The sequence below is a fragment of the Halorubrum sp. Ea8 genome, from assembly GCF_002252925.1.
Classification (GTDB): domain Archaea; phylum Halobacteriota; class Halobacteria; order Halobacteriales; family Haloferacaceae; genus Halorubrum.
Map to the genome: position 1 here is coordinate 1 of NZ_NHPF01000008.1, position 23,284 is coordinate 23,284.

The 23,284-nt window shown below is 57.1% G+C and carries 13 protein-coding genes; 5 read left to right on the plus strand and 8 right to left on the minus strand.

Annotated features, from left to right (window positions below; all coding sequences use genetic code 11):
* Positions 1–295 precede the first annotated feature (295 nt).
* A complete protein-coding gene (locus DJ74_RS00275; protein WP_094525940.1) occupies positions 296–727 on the minus strand; it encodes a hypothetical protein in 432 nt (143 codons plus the stop codon).
* A 702-nt stretch (positions 728–1,429) separates the two neighbouring features.
* Here DJ74_RS00275 and DJ74_RS00280 point away from each other — a divergent pair.
* Together DJ74_RS00280 and DJ74_RS00285 are read left to right on the plus strand one after the other, a co-directional pair.
* Complete coding sequence (locus tag DJ74_RS00280) at positions 1,430–3,706, plus strand: PAS domain S-box protein (protein ID WP_094525941.1); 2,277 nt, start codon at positions 1,430–1,432, stop codon at positions 3,704–3,706.
* Between the two features lie 61 nt (positions 3,707–3,767).
* Positions 3,768–4,010: a HalOD1 output domain-containing protein gene (locus DJ74_RS00285; protein WP_094525942.1), complete on the plus strand. Its 243-nt coding sequence runs from the start codon at positions 3,768–3,770 to the stop codon at positions 4,008–4,010.
* Positions 4,011–4,653: 643 nt separating this feature from the next.
* Here DJ74_RS00285 and DJ74_RS00290 read toward each other — a convergent pair.
* The 7 genes from DJ74_RS00290 to DJ74_RS00320 form a co-directional block, all read right to left on the minus strand.
* Positions 4,654–5,091 carry a PIN domain-containing protein gene (locus DJ74_RS00290; RefSeq protein ID WP_094525943.1) on the minus strand — a complete coding sequence of 146 codons (438 nt, stop codon included), beginning with the start codon at positions 5,089–5,091 and terminating at the stop codon, positions 4,654–4,656.
* Entirely contained in the window at positions 5,088–5,384 is a 297-nt protein-coding gene (locus DJ74_RS00295) for an AbrB/MazE/SpoVT family DNA-binding domain-containing protein (protein WP_094525944.1), read from the minus strand. Before DJ74_RS00295 ends, DJ74_RS00290 begins: the two co-directional genes overlap by 4 nt.
* A gap of 372 nt (positions 5,385–5,756) precedes the next feature.
* Positions 5,757–6,173, minus strand: a complete 417-nt coding sequence (locus DJ74_RS00300; RefSeq protein WP_094525945.1) for a PIN domain-containing protein — start codon at positions 6,171–6,173, stop codon at positions 5,757–5,759.
* Positions 6,170–6,439: an AbrB/MazE/SpoVT family DNA-binding domain-containing protein gene (locus DJ74_RS00305; RefSeq protein ID WP_094525946.1), complete on the minus strand. Its 270-nt coding sequence runs from the start codon at positions 6,437–6,439 to the stop codon at positions 6,170–6,172. The genes DJ74_RS00300 and DJ74_RS00305 overlap by 4 nt, the downstream gene beginning before the upstream one ends.
* A 686-nt stretch (positions 6,440–7,125) precedes the next feature.
* Positions 7,126–8,058 (minus strand): hypothetical protein, encoded by a 933-nt coding sequence (locus tag DJ74_RS00310; protein ID WP_094525947.1) that lies wholly within the window; start codon positions 8,056–8,058, stop codon positions 7,126–7,128.
* The gene (locus DJ74_RS00315) at positions 8,058–8,795 is read right to left on the minus strand and encodes a hypothetical protein (RefSeq protein ID WP_094525948.1); all 738 of its coding nucleotides are present in this window, start codon (positions 8,793–8,795) and stop codon (positions 8,058–8,060) included. The genes DJ74_RS00310 and DJ74_RS00315 overlap by 1 nt, the downstream gene beginning before the upstream one ends.
* Positions 8,792–9,685 carry a hypothetical protein gene (locus DJ74_RS00320; RefSeq protein ID WP_094525949.1) on the minus strand — a complete coding sequence of 298 codons (894 nt, stop codon included), beginning with the start codon at positions 9,683–9,685 and terminating at the stop codon, positions 8,792–8,794. Before DJ74_RS00320 ends, DJ74_RS00315 begins: the two co-directional genes overlap by 4 nt.
* A 1,039-nt stretch (positions 9,686–10,724) precedes the next feature.
* On the opposite strand from DJ74_RS00320, the gene DJ74_RS00330 reads away from it, so the two are divergent.
* From DJ74_RS00330 to DJ74_RS00340, 3 genes are all read left to right on the plus strand, one after another.
* Positions 10,725–10,931 carry a helix-turn-helix domain-containing protein gene (locus DJ74_RS00330; RefSeq protein WP_094525951.1) on the plus strand — a complete coding sequence of 69 codons (207 nt, stop codon included), beginning with the start codon at positions 10,725–10,727 and terminating at the stop codon, positions 10,929–10,931.
* A gap of 544 nt (positions 10,932–11,475) precedes the next feature.
* Positions 11,476–18,720 (plus strand): right-handed parallel beta-helix repeat-containing protein, encoded by a 7,245-nt coding sequence (locus DJ74_RS00335; protein ID WP_094525952.1) that lies wholly within the window; start codon positions 11,476–11,478, stop codon positions 18,718–18,720.
* A 482-nt stretch (positions 18,721–19,202) separates the two neighbouring features.
* A partial coding sequence (locus tag DJ74_RS00340; protein WP_176451280.1) for a CARDB domain-containing protein occupies positions 19,203–23,284 on the plus strand: 4,082 nt, incomplete at its 3' end.

Genomic DNA, 23,284 nt, shown 5'->3' on the forward strand with positions numbered 1-23,284 from the left:
TGTTGTTGTTGTTGTTGTTGCCGGTTATAGATGAGACGCAGACAGTACGCCGTCATGTGATTTTGTAAATAAAGTACAGTATCTTGTTGTCTATTACCGCTGTGTTTATAACAAAACGGTGGAAGCCAGTTCGATCCTACACACCCCCCTCCCTCCGGTTCAACCCCCTAGAACACTTGCAGGGTGGTGTGTGTGTGTGTGTCCCCGCCAGGGCGTTATTGTTTGTGACAGCTTGAACCTCCGACACTGTTGGATCCCCACACCGTGTGTACAACCTCGCGGGACTGTTGTTCGATTAATTCCAAACCAACACTGAGAGTTCCTCAAGGAGACCGACCGTCTCTTGGATCTCACGACCAGCCAGCTCGCTGAGCAGCTGATATTCCTGTAAAAACAGGTATCTATTTGTCAGCAGAATCCCGGCACCGAGTCCGAGCGAGCCAACAACGACAACAGCAGTCAACAGTCGAGAAATCCTGAGCAATTTGAGGAGCACTGGCATCGCAAATAGCACGAATAGGACCACCCCAAACACTCTGAGCAGCATCGCGATCGCCCGGTCTAGGCTCGGCATAGTTAACTGACTCCCTGCGAGCACGAAAATCGCCACAGACAGTGAGAGCAGCGTCACCCATACGAGTACAGCGAGGAGTCCGGCGTGACTCTGATGAACTTCGGAGGTTGCTGTGTCCACCCCCTCATCCTCATGTACCCACGGGTTTCGCATACATAGAGCACATTTTGGAGATGTTAAAATACCAACTGTTTTTTCAGATCCGCCTGTGTCAGATAAATATAGCATCAGTATATGCTGTTGGTTAGTTACGAGTTATCCGCTTGTGATTGCTTATAGTACGATCTCGTCTCGCGTTCTTTGTAGAGCTATTTTATCCGCTAATTCCCCGACTCCTACCCCATTATTTTTTTTCATGCCGGTGGTAGTTGAGGAGGCAGGGTTTGCTGCTGTTCACGTTTCCCGCGCTCTATGGGTCTCTCATTTGGCTATAGGATTCCTATATGATATCCAATAGTAGCTTTGTTGTGTTCATTAGGCTCTGATCAGGTTTCCAGAGACTGAGATTCATATGCGGAGACAACTTGCAACCTGATCTATTATCTAATATCTAATGAATCCGAAAACATAACTAATGATAGTATATACTGTTGCTACATATGACCGGGGCCTCTCTTTTCACGACACGAGCGCAGCCAGTCACAGACACAACTTTCCACTGGTGGGGTGAGACTCGAGTTGAGTCTACAGTCTCACCACGCCACTTGCGATCACATTCTCTCTCGGGGGTTTGGACCCACCCATCAGTAGAGGCGGCTCTTCGGCTTCGTCTGTCTCCGGTGTGTTCACAGTCCGATCGCTGGACACACGGCTCGCACAGCGGTGCAACGGCCTGCACTCCGTTGCACTAATTCAATGACTACAACGGAGACACCGATCCAGCTGTTACACGTCGACGATCAACCGAGTTTTACCGAGATGGTCGCTGCACAGTTAGAGCATGAACGTGATCGGTTCACGGTGCAGACGGTAACAAATGCAAGTGACGGTCACGACATCTTAGCCGACCACGAGATTGATTGTGTCATCTCCGATTATGAGATGCCTGGCCAGAACGGTATTGAGTTTCTCGAAACCGTTCGTACAGAGTACCCTGATCTCCCATTTATCCTGTACACCGGCAAAGGTTCTGAGGCCGTCGCGAGTGAGGCCATCTCTGCTGGTGTGACCGACTATCTACAAAAAGGAACCGGGAATGGACAGTACGCAGTCCTCGCGAACCGGATCGAGAATGCCGTCGATCGATATCAAGCCCAGCGTGTTATTGAGGAAAGCCGAGAGCGGCTCTCGTTGTTTATTGACCAGTCTTTACTCGGTGTTATTGAGTGGAACAAACAGCTTGAGTGTGTCAGTATGAACGATGCGGCGGTCGATATTCTCGGGTACTCTGCAGACGAGTTCGTTGGGAACTCGTGGAAAACGATTGTTCCCGACTCAGAACATGGTACTGTCAGCGATATCATCGCCTCACTGTCCGGGTCAAACGGGGCATCCCGTACCGTCATCGAGAATACGACACGCGATGGCGAGCGGATCATCTGTGAATGGCACAATCACGTAATTACTGATGCTGACGGCGAGATCGTGACGATCTTCTCGCAGTTTCAGGACGTTACAGAGCAGAAACAGCATGAGCGTGCGATCGAGAATGAGCGGGACAAATTCAAAGCGCTCTTCGAACAGTTACCCATCCCAGCAGTTCGGACCACTATTGAAGACGGAGATCCAACTGTCCAGGATCTCAATTCCGCGTTCGAAGAGACATTTGGGTACGACGAGACGGAACTCGAAGGCAGGAACCTCGATGCATATGTGGCTCCGGACTCGCTGTCACACTCTGCCGATCGGATCAACCAGCAATTCGTTGAGTCCGGTCATACGAGTGAACGTGTCCGTCGTCGGACGGCTGCTGGCATTCGTGAGTTCCAACTCACCGTCACGCATATTGACTCGACGACACTCCCTGAGGCGTACGCAACCTATCTCCCACTCGGTGACGACTCGCCAGTAAATACTGGCATTGGAGCGCACAACACGAAAATTAAAACACTACACGACGTCGCTGCTGCCATTCACGAGGCGTCTGATCCGGAGGCGGTGTACACGCTCCTTGTCGATGCTGCCGAGCGGATTCTCGCGTTCGACTTAGCACTTGCTGATACGATCGACGATGGAGAATTGGTCCCGGTCGCAATCACCGACCAGGTTGAGACGTATTATGAGACGATTCCGCTTGCTGCAGACGACGCACTTGCTGCTGAGATCGCCCGCACTGGCGAACCGGATATCACAGCTGACCTCACCGATCGCGACTGCTCGCCAGCCGATCCCACATATCGATCCGCACTTACCGTCCCAATTGCAGACCACGGCGTGTTCCAGGCTGTCGCGAGAGAACCAGATGCCTTCGATGAAACTGATCTGAATCTGGTATCGCTGCTCACCACGCATGCAGATTTAGCCCTTGAGCGTCTCGACCGCGAGCACGAACTTCGTGATCGAACCGCCGAACTTGAGCGACAGAACGAACGATTCGAAGAGTTCGCCGGTGTTGTCTCACATGATCTTCGGAGCCCACTGACGGTCGCGCAAGGACATTTAGAAGTCGCACAAGACGAGTGCGATTGTGACCGGTTAGACCGGATCGACGACGCACACATCCGGATTGACACGCTGATCACGAATCTGTTAACGTTAGCACGCGACGGCGACACCCTCTCTGACCGCCAGCCACTCGATCTTGCACAGGTTATCGACGCTAGCTGGGATCATGTTGATACGGCTGATGCAACCCTCCAGGTTGATGTTGACACTACAGTACACGCTGATCCGAGTCGGTTGCAGCAGCTCTTTGAGAACCTAATTCGGAACGCTGTTGAGCACGGTGGGGCTGACGTGACGGTTCGAGCTGGCACACACGCTGATGGATTTTATATAGAGGACGACGGTCCAGGGATCTCGGCAGACGACCGAAAGCAAGTCTTTGAGATTGGAAACTCACGGGTCACTGACGGGAGTGGGTTCGGTTTGAATATCGTCAAACAGATTGTCGAGACACACGGCTGGGAAATTGTACTAACTGAGAGCGTATCTGGTGGGGCCCGATTCGAGATACACGGTGTTTCTGGGTGACAATGTTGACTGATCTGTCTGAGAAACGTAATTTATTATACTAAAGCTATATACTATTAGTATGTACAACGATCTGATTTCGGACGTTATCAAAGCTATCGCTCATAGCAAAGATATGGAGCCGGAGGAGCTAGACATTGTTCTGCAGGATCATATCGATCCCGATGCTCTAGAAACTCTCGTAAAACACGACAAAGGCACATGGAGCCTCCAGTTTGCATTGCCAGAACAGACAGTGATGGTGGAATCTAATGGCCAGATCCTTGTTAATGGGCAGTTTGAGCAATGTTGGGGTTCTGATTGAACAAGATCGAACAACTCCAGTAGGGTTAACAGACTCTAGTCACTCGATTCTTTCGCCGCAAGGCAAACCGAATGAGCACCGGTTCGGCGGCACACAACTGACTCGGTTCAGTTCTGCCGCTCTACAGGTGTCAGCGGGACACCTGCCTCACACGAGGCAACAGACACCACGTCTACCCGTTAAACAGCTGAAGGGGCTATCCCCCTTCTGAGTGCGATCTCATCTTACTGTACGGGTTGATTTGGCAGCCGCAGCTGCTGTCAGCTACCAGCGACAAAAGTCGTGGAGTTGCACCCTCAAAATAATGTGATCTGTTTGTCTCTGGGGCCACCCTTGGTCGTCATTCTGCGGCGTTGCCCATGATCGGTTGTGGATGCCTTGACGGGGTGCTCCGGGGAGCAGTGCTTCCTTGGGCCCCCTGTGTGACAGCCAAGGGCCCACCAAGGGACAACCAAGGGGGAACCAAGAGCGAACCAAGGCCGGCACCAAGGATCTGCCATCTCCTTGGCCAAGGCTTGGTGGGGGTACTCGGGTGGTGTCGATCGCCGCAGCAGGAGTGGTCTCTGGACTGCTAGCTCTCCAGCACTCGGTGGTGGCACTGTGGGGTGGCCGAGACGCTCACAACATCAGTCGTGAGCGACCGTTAGACTGCGTGGTCTCGGAACCGGTACAGGTCAACCTCGAGTGGTAGGTCATCAAAATCATCGTCAGCTCCGGCGACAAGCGTCGCGTCACGGTCGTGGGCAAGTGTAACAGCGTACGCGTCCGCAAGTGAGATGCTCCCAGCGGCTTTCACTTCGGCTGCTCGTCGCCAGTCAGCCGCTTCGAGTGCGACTCCCTGTCGTTCAAGCGCACGGATATCGCGGTCCGCTTCTCGCAGCGAGGCGTCTGTCGGTCCGTCATCGACACCTTCGAATCGAGCAACAAGATAGTACACTTCACTCGCGTTCGTCTCCGTCAGGAACCCATCAGTACTGGCGGTGAAGACCTCGTCAAGACGATCAGCGACGGCCTCGTGACCGGGTTCGTTGTACAGGAAGGCGATGATCGCTTCAGTATCGAAGACGTACCCCACGCTTATTCGTCCTCAGACGGGCGTAGCCGGTCAGCTCGCTCCGTGTCCCTGCGTTTCTCTTCCTCTTTCATTTCACGCACCCGCTCGAGTACGGCACCGCCTTCGTGCTCTCCAGCGTGGATTCCATGTAGCTCATCCGGTGACGGCACCGGTTCGATAATGATGCGTCCCTGGTCTTCATAGACGAACACCTCTCCTGGCGTCTCGATCCCGAACTTCTCGCGTAGCCCTTTCGGGATCGTGGCCTGTCCCTTCTGGGACACGCGCACGACCCTTGGTTCTGTTGTACTACTCGCCATTAGTAGTACTTACAACTCGCTGTATTACTAAATGTATCGCAGCCATACAGATTGTGAGTGTCTCGGATCGGTCGGCGTCCCCATCCTCGGCGGGAGCCCTACAGGCTGATCGGGGCTATCCGGGGGAGCACTGCTCCCTTGAGCTGCCCCTGATCGCCACGTCGGGGGAACGTCGGGCACACGTCGAGGCAACGTCGGGCAGGGGGCCGCCCGACGGGCCGATCGGCGTCCCCCTGGCGTGGGGAATTTCATCAGTTTGGGCACTCTTTCAACGGGTGTGCTTCGCTGGTTGAGCTGGCACAGCTCTAACGCGAACCGCTCCCTCCACGATCGGCGACTTCACTGGCGGCCAAGCGACAGTGCGTGTCTCGGTCACAAAATGTGCGTCTCGATCTCATCAAGCTCAGCAAAATCAGGATCGCCAGAATAGAGCACCTCACAGTCGTCGTGGACGACTGCCGTTGCGATGTGTATCGCATCCGCGTACGATAGTTCCCGTTCTCCTGGATCGTCGTATTTGAAGCGAAGCTCCGCAGCGTACTCCGCGATATCGTCGATCAGCGGCATACTGTCGATATATTGGAACTCTCGCATCGCGCGCACCGTTTCTTTCGCGGTGTCTTGATCCTCGACAACACGGACTCGATACGCGACCTCAGCGATGATCGTCGGCGCAATAAGGCCCCCTTCTGCAGCCGTATTCGCTCGTTCGATGAGTGATTCAGCGTTGTCTGCGTTCTCGCCGCTAAAGACGAACTCGAGCCAGACCCACGAATCGAGAAAGATCACGTCTCGTCCTCATCAATATGTGAACTCCATGCCGCCTTCGATTCTCGCCGCATCTCCTCGATATCCACGTCATATTCAGAGAGTTTCTCTTTGACGCTCCGAAGTCGTTGTAGTGGTGGCTCCTTCGGTTGGACACGAATTGTTCCCTCTTCTTCGATAATGAACTCGATCTCCGTGCCTGCAGTCAGCCCTAACTCGTCCCGGATCCGTTTCGGAATGGTCACTTGCCCTTTGCTCGTGATCGTAGCGTTGTCTGCGATACCCATCTCTTACTTTTGTTAGAGTTCCTTACTATTCAATTTATGCCTTACTCTTTGCTGGAGTACAGCCCAGCTGCTGTCTCGCTGCGTTGTCTCTCGAACGGCGTCCCACTGCCCGGCGGTGACGCTATCAGGTGGCCCGGGGGTGGCCGGGGTAGCACTGCCCCCTTGGCCTCCCTGCTCTGGGGGTCCCCATCCACGTAGTGGTGGCGTAGGCTGGACGTAGAGCGAACGTAGGTCTACCCGTAGGAACCGGCACTCCCTACACGTAAGCTACGTCGGATCACCTCACTCTGTGAGCCTCGATCCAGGGCTCGTTTTCAGCTCATCTTTTGGGTGTGACTCGTTTGAGACCGATTCGGGCCGCCACGAGGTGTCGGCTACACTGGCCCCACGGTACCACGACTCATGTCCCAAAGATGTGAGTAACACCGTTGTTACCGAACCCACACAGCGGGCCTCGCAAAGATCGTTCTCACCACGCCGTTTCACTCTCTATCAGCGGACGGGTCGCCCAGTGTCGCCACTCCAAACACACACGATCGCCGTGGTGTGTGATCGATCTGAGCGCGATTAGCGCCGCGTGGCGCGTGTCGCTAACACGGCTGGCTGCATATCGTTGTAAATACGATTTCTTCATTCACCGAAATGTGACGTTTAGTCTCTGATCCGCCTGTCATCGTCCGGACTTCTCATCCTGCTGTTTCGCTGTCCTCGTATGAATTGTTATCCTGGTCTAATCCAGGTTCGACCGGCTTCACTCGAAGTTCTCCGAAGCCGTACTTCGAGTGGCTACCGATCCGAAGAACACCGTTTTTTGCGGTTTCTATGGGGCGATCCCCCTCGTACTTCACGACCTGCCCATGGTCGACGGTCTGGAGATTATAGACTTCCCGTTGCTTGAGGACCTTCTCCTTTCGTTCACGGAGTTCGTGTCGACTCTCTTTCCACCACCACGGGACGTCTTGATCGGCGGCCTTTGGGTACTCTGACTCCAGCACGAACGGCGTCGTCACTTCGATAAGGAAGGCATCGCCGTCCTCAAGTCGGGAGTAGTCCAGGTCATCGAGGTCGACAACCTGCGTGTCCTTCAGCCGCGTAATGCCGTAGCCGTAGTTCCGTTTGCCCCCAAACTGGAGGCCATCCATCACGTCCTCATCCAGCGGGATCGCGTCGGGGTCATCGGCGTGTAGGGAGGCGTTGATGTACCACTTCGTCGTCTGCTGTCGCTTGCGAGCGCCCTCCGGCTTGCCCATGATCGTCTCATGAGACAGCGCCGGGTGCCCGCTCTGCGGGCGAATGTCATGCGTGTTCAGCGTGTCCCGCGGACGGCTGTCGAGAAGCCAGCGATGGGCTGGGTTCCGCATCAGGAGTAGATCATCGTAGCTCTCGATGTCCGATAGCCCGCTCCCGAGGTACGGTCGGATGCCGCTCTGGGAGTGCTCTTCAGGGAACGCTCCGAACTGGCCGGGGACAAACATCCCGTGGCTGGCGTGGAGGTGCTGGTGGACGTCGTGCGGGACACGATGGCCGAGTGCGTGGAGGATGGCGTTTCCCGAGACGTAGTAAGGGTGCCCGATGTAGTCCATCTCCAGCTCCCAGTGAACCTGCTGGATGCGTGTCACTAATCGAACACCTCATGCAAATCCTCGATGTACTGGAGCGCCGTCGACCATGCGCCGATACGCCGGAGATTCGCATCGAGCACCATGTCGTACCTGTCGCCGTCAGTGTCCAGCGGGTGTGCCTCTAGGCGGTTCCACACCGACGCCCACGATCGCCATGGGCGGCTCCCGAGTCGGGCTGACGGCTGGCCTCGAGTGTCGACATCAATCCGTAGGGCGAATTCCCCGTCCGCGTAGACTGTCCGGTGAGGGACGATTTCGTCGGCGTCGTCGAGGACCAGCCGGAGGTCGGAGAACTCGTGGTCGTCGCGGTAGTTGTCGAGTAGCGCCGCCACGAGGAGCGTGTGGTACTTCAGGCTCGTATACGGGTAGTAGATGCTTTCAATAAATGCTGAGACGACATCGCTCTCTAACCACGCCCGATGGATAGTCTCGGGGTTGTCTTCGGTCAGGAGTTCTCTCACGGCACTTTCGACGCCGCCTCGTGTGAATCCCTGCGGGTCGTACCGACTCTCGCCCTCGATGAGCGACAGTCGGTAGAGCCTCTCATGGTTTTCAACCGTCTGCTCAGGCTGGCCGCTGGGCCGGCTGAGCGCCGACGCATCGCTATCAGCGCCGTGAGGGACCGTCTGATTCACGGGAACGCCCTCAAACATCTCCGGGGCGCGGTCGTGGGGCTGCCCATTTATTTTGTGAGCATCGTGGCGGTAGACCGCCACCATCGTGTCGTCGCTCATGATTCCTCTTCGATGCGTTCATCGAGCGCGTTGACGAACGCCGGGCGGTACTCTTCAGCCCACTGGTGGTCTTTCTCATCCATCTTGTTCGTGTTGCCCTTTCGGTGGTCGAAGACGCGCTTCAGCTCGCGTTCCTCGTACAGCGGGTTTATCGGCTCACAGTCGATGATCCCCGCACCGAAGTTGCGGGCACCGCCCAGCTGGTGCATGAAGTCCGTCTTGTGCTTCTTGAGGAAGTCGATGCCCTCGGCCAGCAGTCCGATGAATTCTGGCTTCATCTCCCGGAAGGAGAGGTGCCAGCAGCCATCGAGGTTAGCTATGGCGTCGATTTTGGCGTTCCGCAGCGGTTCGCGGTTGTCCTCTTGATTACGAGCGACGACGTTCCGGTTCAGTCGACGGTAATGCCCTTCTGCCTGCCCCCGCGTGTAGTCCACGCTGGACCGGACGGGATTGAACTTGATCGGGCGGCGCATCACCTTGCCTGGAACGCCGCCGAAGCCCCCGAACAAATCGAAGATGATACACCCCTGGTCTGCGTTCGGATCATCGGTACAGGCGCCCTTCTCGTGGTACCCGGCGTTGAGATCGCGGTTGTAGACGCCGTCTTTCATAAAATTCGCGTTGGCCTCACCGGGGTGACAGGCTGTCCCACCACGGTCCTGAACGACCGCCTCCATTCCGTGTCGAAGCCACCCGGAAAGGGGGAACGACGGGATGATACCGCCGATTTGGTTTTGCGGATCATCGTCGTCGTAGTTGCCGTTGCTGGCGTGATGGCGGTCAGTCATGATGCTGTCGCCGATCACGAGAAGATCGGCTTGGAGCCGAACGTAGACATCCGCGAAATCATGCCCATCACTATTGATCTCCGGACTGACCGAACCGCTCATGATTGGACCCCTTCCGTCGGTGGACTAACCCGTTGTGTCAGCACCTCGGCGACACAGAGCCGATGCGACTGTATCGCCGGGTACGAAAGCGTACCGAGAGTACCGGTGACGAGGAGTTCAGCCACCCCGAGCGTTGGCTTGGCAAGTTGGTCGGGCGTACACGCACGACAAAACACTCGAGCGATGTCCCACCGACGGGTGTCGGTCAACCGATAGGCGTACAGCCCGATCTCCTGTCCTTCACGGACGTGGGTATGACACGCCGTGCAGTAGCAGCGATCCGGTGAGGAGCCGATGGTAACAGATCCGAGCAGCTGTGGGGGTGTCGCCTGTAATAGTGGTGCACCTTCGGTCTCGGTTTCCTGAAGCTGCCGATCTGTACGATTGCTCATGGTTTCTCCTCCGAACAGATCGTGTCACCGCTCACTCTATCCCCCCACAGCGAGTCTGTAGCTGCGGTGGAATCGCACTCGTTTGTATCCCCGTTCTCAGCGCTCGACGTGTGATCCCGTCCGGCTGTGATGCGGGTCTGAAACGCCACACAGTCGTGGACGACGATCCGTTCCGGAAGCCCGACTGCGCCACATACTGGACACTCTTCGAGATGTGGACCAAGTGGCTCCTTGCTCATTGTTGCGGACACCCCGCACGATGGGTCGCGTGCGTCCGACTGTCGGTAAGCACCTCGATGCCGCACTCGCGACAGCGAAGGTAGGTGTAGCCGGTGGTGCCGCCGTACGGGCTCGGTTCCGTGAAAGGCCCGACCCATTGGTCGGAATCTGTGTTGGACGATTCAGCTGTCGTCGTGCCGGTGGATTCAACACCGGTTGGGTCGTTGGTTGACATGCTTCCCTGATGGAAGCGCGGTCGGGCGTGTTGTCGCACGCCCCGGCCAACTCCTGACCAGTGTCCCGCGCTTCTGTTCCGTAGTTGTACCTCCACCATCATTAAAATAACGAATGTATTAATACGAACGTCTTGTACCTTCAGGTAATGGAAACACCATTCAGAGTGTGTCTGAATAAACGAAGTAACGGATATGACCGAAATAGACCTCAACCCCACTGACCGTGCGATTCTGGAAACGCTAGAGGAAGGTCGATGTACTCCCTCATATGTCGCTGACAAGCACGGTTACAGTCGACAAAACGTTGCAAACCGGCTCAACCGATTCGTTGAGCTTGGGTACGTAGAACGAGTTCATACTGGGTTGTATGAGATGTTAGAGGATCCACGTACAGAGTAACATATCATCTTATTCTACACATCACACGTACAACAGCGGCTACGTCGCCTCGAAGAACACGGTCATGTCCAAAATATCGGGAGTAGTGTGTATGAAATCACAGACGATCCGCGGGACGATTGACTGAGAGGAGCGTCTCCCCACTTTCTGCACCTCACCAACGCCGCCGCCACTGAAGAGATTTAGAAGCCACTCACGTTGTTTCGTCGCCTCGCCCAGACGGCTCTCGACGACAAGTTCGGGACAATCTGCGAAAAATTGCTGACGCTACCATCGAAATGAAGACAACTTCCTCTGCCTCGCGTGCGCGTCAATAGATAATTATAGGCTGACACCCGTCTACTGCGATCGTTTCGAACCTAAATCCTCACCAGAGGCGGGCTTGACAGTAGTCTCACGACAGTCCCGAGTTGGCTCATGCACCCTTACTGACCTATCCCGTGTCTTTATGTAGGTTCGCCATAAACCAGAGCAACATACCAATGGTAGATAGACTTGGTGTGGCGAATGGGACAGCAAATGTTGGGACTCCTGAGGGATACTCATGAGTTTACGCGATCGGATAAACCCACAACAGCTGTTGGCCGTATCGCTTGCGCTGATTATGCTCGTCTCGATGGGCGGGATGGCCTTCGTCGGCGGTGTCGGCGCCCAGACCGGCGGGACATATGATCAGGTCTTCGACGAGAGCGACGATATCGGAGCTGATCTAAACGTCGGTTCCAATCAGGTCCTTGCGGTTGGACCTGATGGTGACGATGATGTGGATGTCACCGATGACGGTGCTGTTAATGTTGATGCGACTGGAACCGAAATCGGTGAGTTCGTCGGCGTCGAGCTGACACCTGACCGGATTGCAGAACTGTCCGGTGTCTCTGCTGATCCGGCCACAGCGCCGGCGACGTTCCTTGACGAGGCACCGGCCGAGTTCGACACGGGTCCGGCAGCTGGATCGACCACGTCGGCAGTCTTCATCGAGTACGCCCCGCAATCTAATTTCTCACAGATTACGGGCAATCTCGAAGACGTCGACGGGTCGCACGACTTCATCGTCGTTGCACCAGAAGGGGCGCAGATTGACGGCCTCGTCGACACTGACGCTACTAGCAACAACAATGCGGATATTGAGAACGACGAGGTCGTCGCCCTCTCAGTAGATAATAATGGAGCTGACACGGGCGCCGCTGCCTCGACACTTCTCGCGAGCGAGAGTGACTACGGTGCCGTCTTCGATCAGCTCGTTGGAGAGAGCGATTCGGATCTCCAAAACGAGAACGTCGACGACTTCCAGTACGTTGCTGGAACGTTCGATTCTGACACCACGCTCGAGCAAGTCCGGCTTGGTGACGACGTGAGCACCTTCGCGGATGGACAGACGGTCCACTCGGAGAAGATCACGCTCGTCGACGCAGAGGACGACAGTGAGCGCTACTTCAACACCATCTCGAACGCTGACCAGGCGGCCGATGCTGGTGACACCATCCGTCTCGACGATGGGTCGTACGATGCTCCTGTAGATCTGGCTACTGACGGGCTGACTGTTCAGCCTGACGCCAGCGGTGATGATCCGACCGTTTCGGGCGAAGTTGAGTACAGTGCTGCTAATGTGACTGTCGATGGGCTTGAGATCACCGACAGCGTTACTGATGCTGGTGATGGTGTCGAAAGTCCGACGCTGACGAACTCGATAGTGGATGAGTCTGGGCTTAACACTGGCGTCAACTTCAGCGCATCGGACAACGCCACAGTCACGAATAACACCATTACCGCTCAGGATTTGAGCCTTAGTGATGGTGACACTGGTATTGACGTCTCGAACGGCTTCGAGACCGTTGCGCACAACGATATCCAGGACTTCGAGACACAGATCGCGGCCACGGCGAGTGAGGATATGGACGCGCTTCTCGCGGACAACGCGTTCGCGGACAATAGTGACTCGCAGGCTGCGGTCGCCTTCAACGAGACGGCCGCCGTCCAAGGTGCCAACATCTACGGCTCTATCAATGAAACTGACAACGTCGCCGCAAGCCCTGATGACACCATTCGGGTCTACGGCGGAACGTACGACCACAATCGTTCTGTTAATATCTCGACTGAGAACGTCTCGTTTTTCGACGTTGAGGACAATGCAACAATCGAGAATACCGTTAACCTGAACGCAGATACGACGCCTGACGGCGACGTGAGTGTCTCCGGCTTCACGATTAACGGAGACCTCGCGACCACTACCAGCAACGCAGGTACTGTTGTCGTTGCTGATACGGTCGCAAACAACTTCGACTTCGGCACTATTGCTGAGGTCACCCTCAAGAACACGACCGGTGGCGACTACACGGCTGACGGGGACACCGTCTCCATTACGGACGCTGACGGTCGGACCTACGACGTGACGGCACCGAACGCCACGCTTGAGGGCGTCACAGCCGACGCGACCCTTGATGGTGGTGCCGCTGACATTGCAATTGACATCGACGCCACTGGAAACGGTGACATCGTTGTCGCGAACTCGACGGTCACAACCGATGGAAACAACGGTGGCATCAACGTCGATACTGACACCGACGTGGCTGCTGAGGAGTCGGTGACAGTCACCGATAATACGGTCACTGGGAATGCCAACTTCGACGGTGCCACTGCTGCCGTTACCATTACGGACATCGTTACGGCGACCGATGGCAACGACTACGTCGTTGAGGACAACAGCCTCACCGCCCTCGAGGATGGGCAGGCTGTGCGCCTGATCGAAGATGATGATGCCACCAGCCAGAACGAAGAAGAGGAACTCGGGTCGGTTCGCGTCATCGAGAACGAGATGCGCGGCGGCACCGATTTCACCGGACTCTACTACGACCTGCCCGAGACGACAAGCGCTGCCATTGAGGGCAACGTTATCGTTGGGGCTGACGTCGCTGGTGGCGACGACAGCGTCGGGGTCGAGTTCAGCGAAGTGCTCGACTTCGGCAGTGGCGGGATCTTCGGCAGCGGCGATGCGCTGACGTTCGAAGATAACGTCATTACCGGGCACGCACAGCTCGTGGCCGACACGGGTGCTGACGATCGGACCGTGCTTGGGTCGGACTACACGGCGATGTACAACAACTCGGAGCTGAACAACAGCTTCGGCACGCTCGTTGCTGGTCCGGACCACGAAACGTACTCGGACACGTTCGACATCACGTCGGACATCTACGCGAACGTTGAAGCGGACACTGGCGATGGTCGGACCTACCTCCCCGGTAGTGTGAGTGAGGCCGCTGATCTGGTCGCTGACAGCGACGAAGCGGACTCACAGACCGTCGACCTCGAAGTCCAGACGATCAACACCAGCGTCGGTGGCCCGACGGTCTACGATGACGACGCACCGGTCACCGTCCCCGACCGTGAAGCGATCACGATCTCGGGTGAGGAGGACACGGTTACTGTCGAGACGCGCCTCGAGATTCTGTCCAGTACCAACGAGAACAACCACGACATCAGCGACCTCACGATTGTCAACGACAACGGTGGGGCCGCAATCGACGTTAACAGCGAGAACGCGCAGAGTGACTTTGACAACCTTCACGTCACCTCTGACGGCACCGGGCTCGATGTTGACACGACTGGTGACGACGTCAACGTCATCAACGTCACGAACAGCGAGTTCAGCGTTGATGCGTCCGGGATTGTCCTCGCGACCGGCGCGGACGACCGCGACGGCTTCGTGATTGACAACGTCGAGATTGATGGGCCCAGCATCGGTGGCGATGACGTGGGGATCGACCTCGACGGCGTTGAAAAGCCCGGGAAGGACGGCCTTCCGGTTGACCTCCAGGTCACCGAGACTAAGATCACTAACTTCGAGACCCTGGTTGCTGTTGACGACAGTGGGCTCGACGTTGAGGCAAACAACTTCCTGACGAGCCTCACCCAACCGACTGACATCCAGATTGCTGACAACGAGTTCGATCGTGCGGTCACGGTCGACGAAGGCTCTGACAACCTGTACGGCTCTGTTGACCTCGCTGCGAGTAACGCAGCTGACGACGCGACCGTGACTGTACAGGGTGAGGTCCAAGGCGACACCGCGCCTGAGTACGACCACGAAGGCGTTGTCACGGTAGACACGACCGACGTGACCATCGCTGGTGAGAATAACCCGACCATTGCTGACGGGATCGATGTGACTGTCGGCGGTGTAGCCATCGAGACGCTCGCTATCGACGCTGACGGCGACTACCTCGCACCGAGTGACTACGATGAGGACGCGATCATTGATTCGGACACTGGCGCTCTCACGGTCGATTCGGTGACCGTCACGAGCACCATCAGTTCAAGTATCAATGACATGCCGATTGGCGTTGCCGCGACTGGTGGGTCGCTCACTGTCGACGGCTCGACTATCGGCGAGACGTCCGGCACGACCGGCACCGGCATCGCTGTTGCTGACGGTGTGACCCTTGCGGTCACCGACAGCACCCTCACGGGTGGTGTTGACGGCGACGATAACGGTGCGACGCCCGCATACGGTATTGACGCCGCTGACAACACGGCGCCGGACATTGACAGCACGACTATCACTGACTTTGAGCAGGCTGGTGTCTGGGTTGCTGACGATGCCCTCTCCATTACTGACGGGGAAATCAGCGACAACGGCGCCGCTGGTGTGACGGACAACGGTGTCACCAATGCGAGCGCCCAGTACGACATTGACGGCACCGTCATCGAGAATAACGCCGGCGACGGCGTTGCACTCGAGGAGGTTGGCCTTACTCTGACCGACGCGACGGTCGATGCCAACACCAACGGTGTCATTGTTAGTGGTGCTGACGACGTGACGGTCACGAACGCGACGGTGACAGCCAACACCGGCGACGACGCAGCCGGGATCGATGTCACAGACGGGAACGCGACGGTTACCGACAGCACTATTACGGCGAACGACGTCGGTGTGGCGCTTGACCTCGCCGACGCGTCGAATTCCTCAGTCACGCTGAACGAGATCGCCAACAACGGCGATGGGCTTGTCATCGCTGACGGTGCCGACGAGCTCACCGTGACTGGAAACGACTTCGCGAACGACGCGACCGACATCGAGAACGCTGACGACGCGACGCTCGATGGCACGCTGAACTACTTCGGGACTGCACAGGGTCCCGCAAGTGACGCCGCGGCCGGTGTGACTGACAACGTCGTCTACGATCCGTTCCTCACGGAAGATCAGACTGACAGCACTATCAGCGACATCACCGAGACGCGTGACTTCGGTCACGACGTCGTCATTCCGGCTGAGAGCACGGTGAGTGTCGGCTTCCCGGCTGAGCCGAACCCAGAGCGGAACCAGATCTCCGATGTCTTCAGTGAAGACACCCAGGGGACGCTGTACAAGTGGAATGCCGAGGACGATCAGTTCGAGGCCGTCAGCGCTAGTACGTTCGAAAATGATGAAGTCGACGCCTTCGACGGCTACGTCGTCGACAACCAGGGCGAAACCGAGACGGCTCTCATCGAGTACCAGAACGAGCGGAGTGCGCTGGACACGAGCCGGAACGCCTTCGAATACGAAAAGGGTCTGAACTTCGTGCCGGCCCAACAGGCCGGAACGGTGAACCGGGCCCTGTTCCCCGGCGGCGACACAGACTACGTTGCCCAGCCGTTCACGACGGGTGAGAACCTGTACGGTGACACCGACGCCACGCAGACGCGTGATACGTTCACGTCACCGAGTGCTGACGGCTTCGGCGGCAACTTCCGCAGCGGTGTCGGCAGCGAGGAAGTCCACCCACACGCCGCGTACCTCGTGATTGTCAACGAGGACAGCAACGACGGGCTGACTGTCACGGAGCGGATCCCGGCGCCTGACGCGCCGACCGTGGACAATGTCGACGAGCGGACTTCGTCGACGATCAGTACCGTCACGAACGTGCAGACGGGCGCGACGTACGACAGCCTCGCCCCCGCACTCGATGAGGTGCAGGACGGTCAGACGCTCGAACTCGGTTCCGGTGTGTTCGAAGACGGCTTCGAACAGACCGTGACGAACGATGACGTGACGCTGCGTGGCGCGGGTGACACCGCAACCACGATCGAGGACGATCTCACCATTGAGGGCGAGAACGTGCGGCTCCGCGGCATCAACGTCGTGGGGACCCTCACGCTCAACGGTGACGGCACGACCCTCAACCAGCTCGACGTCACCGCGAACAGTCCCGGTGACGTGGTTGTGAACGCTAATAACGTCCAGCTTGACGACGTTGACGCTGAGGGTGACGTGTCCATCAACGGCGACAACGCACAGGTCCAGAACACCCGTGCTGGTGGAACGCTCTCGACGGCAGCCGACACAACGACGACGTTCGGAGGAACGGTGAGCGCCCGAACCTACACGCTCAGCGGCACCACGAACACTGAGGGCGGGTCCTTCACCGAATACGTCGAAACTAGCCCCCAGCTTATTGACGCTGCAGCGGGCAATGGCGAGTTCGGTGACAACGTCGCCGAGATCATCGTCGCTGACGATATTGATCTCAGCAGCTCCGCTGTTGTCTCGGTTGACGGGGTCACGGTGACCAGCGACACTGGCAGTGAGTCGGTGACGCTTGATGCTGCTGATGGCACGCCGGCTCTGGCTGTCGATGCAGATGATGTGACGGTCGACGACCTCACTGTTGAGCGCACTGGCTCGGGGTCTACCGTTGCACAGGCAGTTCGCGTTGCTGGGAGTGACGTCACGCTGACGGACAATACCTACAGCGCTACTGGCACGAACGACGCCGCAGTTGCAGTGCTCACCGATTCCTCAGGGGCTGCTGGAAACCCTGATGTGAGCGGTGAAACCTTCGATAACATCGAAATTAGCGGCGGTGAAATTGGTTCCTCGGCTACGGGGCTTCTCGTTGCCGATAACGGTGCAGCAACCTTCGCTGATGGTGCAGTGAATGTCGCGGACGTCTCGTTCGCAGATAACGCCGACCACGTCCTTGCACTCGACACTGGCGGTAATGTTGTCGACACCGATGCAGTGCTTGCCGACAACTCCTTTGACAAGGGTGTGTCGGTGGACGATGTTGATGAGGACCGGGACGGGTTCTCGGTCGATGCGCTCCTGACGTCCTCGGTCCAGTCGGCTGTTGACGCAGCTGCTACCGACGCAACAGTGAGCATTTCCGAGGCCACCTACGATGAATCGGTGACGGTTGATACCGAGGGTGTGACGCTCGAAGCTGCTGACGGTGCGAGCCCGACGATCCGGTTTGCACCGTCGGCTGTGGATGGGACACCGACTATTTCGGTGACAGCAGATAACACCTCGGTTCAGGGTCTCACCGTTGAGCGTGTCGCCGCTGACGGCCGCTCGTCGGAGGGGAGCCATGCCCAGGGTATCCGGGTTGACGCCTCGAACGTCGTGATCTCGGATAATGTTGTCACTGGCGACCGTGAAACCGAGAACAATCGCTTTGACGGTATCGTGGTGCTCGACACTGACTCAAGTACGACGCAAAACGTTACCATCACTGGTAACGATGTCACTGGCTTCTACGGAGGAGTCACTATCACGACGTACTACGGTGGCGGTATCGACAGTGTGGATGTTAACGGCAACACGATTGGTTCCAATGCGTACGGGATCGTTGCGAAAACCCATACCGGCTCGAACACCCAACCGATGAACGTTGACCTGAGCGGCGGGAACACGTTCAATGACAATACCGAGGAAGACGTGTACCTCAGTAACGGAAGTAACTTCCAGGGCTACACGGATATGGGAACGGTTGACGCCGACAACGTCACCGGGTACTCGGAGAGCAACTAACTACGCAACGTAACCGCGGTTCGACCGCGGCCGTTTGCTTTCGACTTATTCTATTTTTGCGGGATTAAGTTACTCAAGCAATCATTCTCTTCGTGGTAACCCCTGCGAAGCTGAGTGGAGCTGTCTGTCGACTACCAGCGATGCGGGGCCAACTCCTCGTGGTGGCGCAATTCCGGTCAGTGGACCGCCTCGGGGTCAAGCCCCGAGGCACTCGGCCTGCTCAGCCTGTAGATTGCAGATCTCGGTAGCTACCGAAGATCTACATCGAAAACATCCTCGCGGTAAAAATCGCCAGCCTGCGGCGATATGAACGAAACATTTCGATGCCGAACGTATCAACTCTATCACCGGGATTTATACTGCCCCGGGATAAACCAAAGCAATATACTAATGGTACATACTCATGACGTCAAGGATTCCGTCCCAAGTGCTGGTGAGTGGAGATGACAGGCCAGTCATCAGCGATATCTCGGACAGCGGTGGTGGTGCTCGCCACGATCGTTGTGTTCGGGGGTATCGTCGGAACACTAGGACTGGCTGGAGGGGCAGTCGCCCAGAGTGGGTTCCAAGAGATTGATTCGACAACCGTTACACCAGATGGTTCGCTCAGTCAGAATCTCGTGGTCCCCGCGGAAGAGCGACCAATTGAAGGCGGTGACAGTCAGTTCACAGCGCCGAGTGATGCGCCTGCTGTCACCGTCAACGGTGCTGAACCTGGTGTTGAGCTCGATATCGCCGTTGAAGGTAATGGTGAACGGGCCCAATTCATTGTAAACGGGGAGCTGGCAACGATCGAGGCTGTTAATGGAAACACGGACGCCTCCTATATCCTCGCAAATAACACGCAGCTTGACCTCGGTGACTCACGGCTGGACCTCACGAACACCATCCAACTGAGCGTTACCGAAGAGGCATACGCTGGTAAAGCACTCCCCAACGTGAGTGCGCTCGATATCGCAGGACAGGGCACAGATGCTAACATCGCAAGTGGGAGTGCTGGTGACGTTGCAGTCACTGTTTCGAATGATGGTGACAACACGGCACCCGCCGAGAGCTTCGATATCAAATTCACGATCGAGAATGACAGCGCTGTCGTTGTCAACGAAACGCGAACCACCGGCAGCCTTGCACCCGGTGACGAGGAGACACTAACCCTCTCAGACCCACTTAGTGATCTCTCTGATGATACTTATACCGTCACCGTGGCTGATAGTGGTGATTTCTCGCAAGCGTCTGGGATACTCACAGTCACACAGCCGACTGGCTCGCTGACGTTTAGTGAACAGGCAACGGCCTCGAGTACGTTCACGAACGCAAATCTGTCCACCCCGGCTGTCGAAGTTGATGACGTTTCTGCAAATACAGATAGCACCCTCATCGTTACGTACGAAACCAATAGTGGAGAGCTCATCGTTGCTGGCGCTGAGAGTTACACAGCCGCCGAGCTCAATGGGACGAGTACAATCGTGCCGATCGAGAACACGAGTGGTTTCCCCGGAACACATACTGCCCACATTGTTCCAACTGGACAGCTGAGTGAATCGTACGCACCTGGTGATCCGGTGTCGGACGAGACTGCACTCAGTATCCTTGATCGGCAGTCGGCTCCAATTTACCAAGGGATGGTTGCGTTCGACGATCAGACTGTTGTCGACGCAGCTGGTGATGATGACTTGGCGGTCAACGCGACGCTTGATGATGGCGCTGGCGCCGACAGCGACACCCGCTACGTAGTTAACCTCCATGAACGTGACAACGGAACGCCTGGAGCGTTCGTTGGCACAACCGAAGTTGTCACTGGCGAGGTGACTGGCCAGCCGCTCGTGCTTGAGGATACCAACGGTGATTCTGTCAGTATCAACGAGACTGGTACGTACATCGCGATGATCCACATCGTCGATGACGACACCACTGAAGAAACGCTTGAAGCACCTGGTGCATTCCCGGTGCTACAACACACTAGCACTGACGGTGTGGTGTCTGGCGGCGTCACTGACGCCGGCACCGTGTCGGTCGTTACGCTCACGCTCAACGAGCAAGCGACTGCATCGAGCACCCTGACGGACGAGAACGTCACCGAACCTGGTGTCGTCGTGGAAGACGTGAGCGCTGACACCGACAGTGCGATTCTTCTTGTCGCCCCTGGTGATGAGAATCCAGTTATTGTCGGAATTGAGCAGCGCAGTGCAGAGGAACTCGATGGTACTGATGTCGTCGTTCCGGTCGAGAACACCACTGGATTCCCAGGTGTACATGAGGCCGTCTTGGTGCCGCAAGACAACCTGAGCAGTGAGTACGAACCTGGCGACATTGCCTCTACCGAGACTGGTAGTGAAATCCTGACTGGCGACGCTGCAATCGTCTCGCAAGGAACTGTCGAGTTCGACGAGCAGGAGTACGTCAACAACACCTCGACGGTCACCGTCTCGACGACTGATCTCGCCCCCACTGACCAATACGTCGTCGTCGTCCACGAAACTGCTAAGGACGGGAGTGTCGGTGACCCCATCGGGTCCTCGGCGAATTTGACTGGAACCCAGACTAACGCGGACATCCCTGTCGACGAAATCAACGCGACGGATGAGTACGTCGCGATGTTACACTTCCCGGCTGCGGACGGGGCCTACAGTGGCGCTATCCCGAACGCGGACGCTACCGCTGGCTTCGTCAATGGGAGCGTCGCCGATGTGACGACCGTGACGATCCTCACCCCGGCTGAATCTGACCTCGAGACCCTCGACGTCGACGGTCAGGGTGCAAACGGAACGATCGTCGCCGGTGACAACGAGAGTGTCGCCGTCAACGTGACGAACCGCGGCGAAGAAGTGAGCGACTTCGAGGTCACGCTCGATATCGAAGGCCAAGAGTCGGTGAACCAGACGAGCGCTGCGGTCGGTCTCAACGAGACTGACACGGTGACCTTCGAGAACGTGACCGGTGACCTCGCAGCGGGCGAGTACAACGTCACGGTGAGTACGGCCGACGATGAGCTCACCGGGAACCTCACGGTTCAGACACCTGCCGATCCGGCCCTTGCGGATCTCGAGATTGCCGGACAGGGTGACAGCGCTGAGATCGTCGCTGGTGATGATGAACCTGTCGCGGTCAACGTGACTAACGACGGTGAGGAAGTGAGCGACTTTGACGTCACGCTCGACGTTGAGGGCGCAGCAAACGTCACGCGCACCAGTGAGGAACTCGGCCTCGATGAGACTGACACCGTCACCTTCGAGGGTGCCACGACCGACCTCGAGGCGGGCGAGTACAACGTGAGCGTGACGACTGGTGACGCTAACGTCTCTGGTGATCTTACGGTGCTGACCGCTGCCGAATCCGAGTTCTCGGCGCTCGATATTGCCGAACAGAATGACTCTGCCGAGATCGTCGCCGGTGACGATGAGTCCGTTACAGCCAACGTCACCAACGTTGGCGACGAGACGGGTGCCGTCACGGTCGAGTTACTGGTTGACGAGGAGGTCACTGACACCGTCCGTGTCACCGACCTGTCGAGTGCCGAGACGGAAACAGTGACCTTTGCGAGCGCGACTGGTGACCTCGCGGCCGGTGACTACGACGTAACAGTGCGTACGGCCGACGACACCACTACCGGACACCTCTCCGTGTTAACGCCGGCTGAGTCGGATCTCACGAACCTCGACATTGCCGGACAGAGTGACTCCGCTGAACTAATCGAAGGCGACAACGAGAGCGTTGCCGTTGACGTGACGAACCTCGGTGAAGAAGTGAGTGACTTCGAGGTCACGCTCGATATCGAAGGTGAAGACAACCAGATCAAGACGACAGATGAACTCGGGCTCGATCACACCGATTCCATCGTCTTCGAGAACGCAACTGGCGACCTCGCAGCCGGCAACTACAACGTGACTGTGAGCACCGCCGACGATGAGGTTGACGGGAACCTGACGGTGTACACGCCTGTTGAAGACGGGCAGAGCGAACTGAGCGATCTCGATATCGCCGGACAGAGTGATAGCGCAACTATCGTCCACGGCGACGACGAGACGATCAGCGCGAACGTGACGAACAACGGCACTGCAGACGGTGCCGTTGCCGTTGAACTCGCGACCGACGACGGTGACACCGTCCTCGGCGAACAGATCGTTGAGGTTGCAAGCGACGAAACAGTGCCCGTTGCGTTTGAGAATGCGACTGGTGACCTTGCAGCCGGTGAGTACACCGTTACAGTGAGCACGGCCGACGATGAGCTCACTGGCCACCTGACGGTGCAGACGCCTGCAGAAGCGAACCTGACAGACCTCGACATTGCTGGGCAGAGCGACAGTGCCACTATCGTCCACGGCGACGACGAACCCGTCGCAGTCAACGTGACGAACCTCGGTGAAGAGGTTAGCACCTTCGACGTGACACTCACTGTGGGCGACCACACTGAGACCATCACGACAGGTGAACTCGGTCTCGACCATACCGAGACCGTCACCTTCGAGAGTGCGACCGGCGATCTCGATGCCGGTGAGTACGATGTCGACGTGAGCACCGCTGACGGAGCGAGCGTTACTGGCCACCTGACGGTGCAGACGCCTGC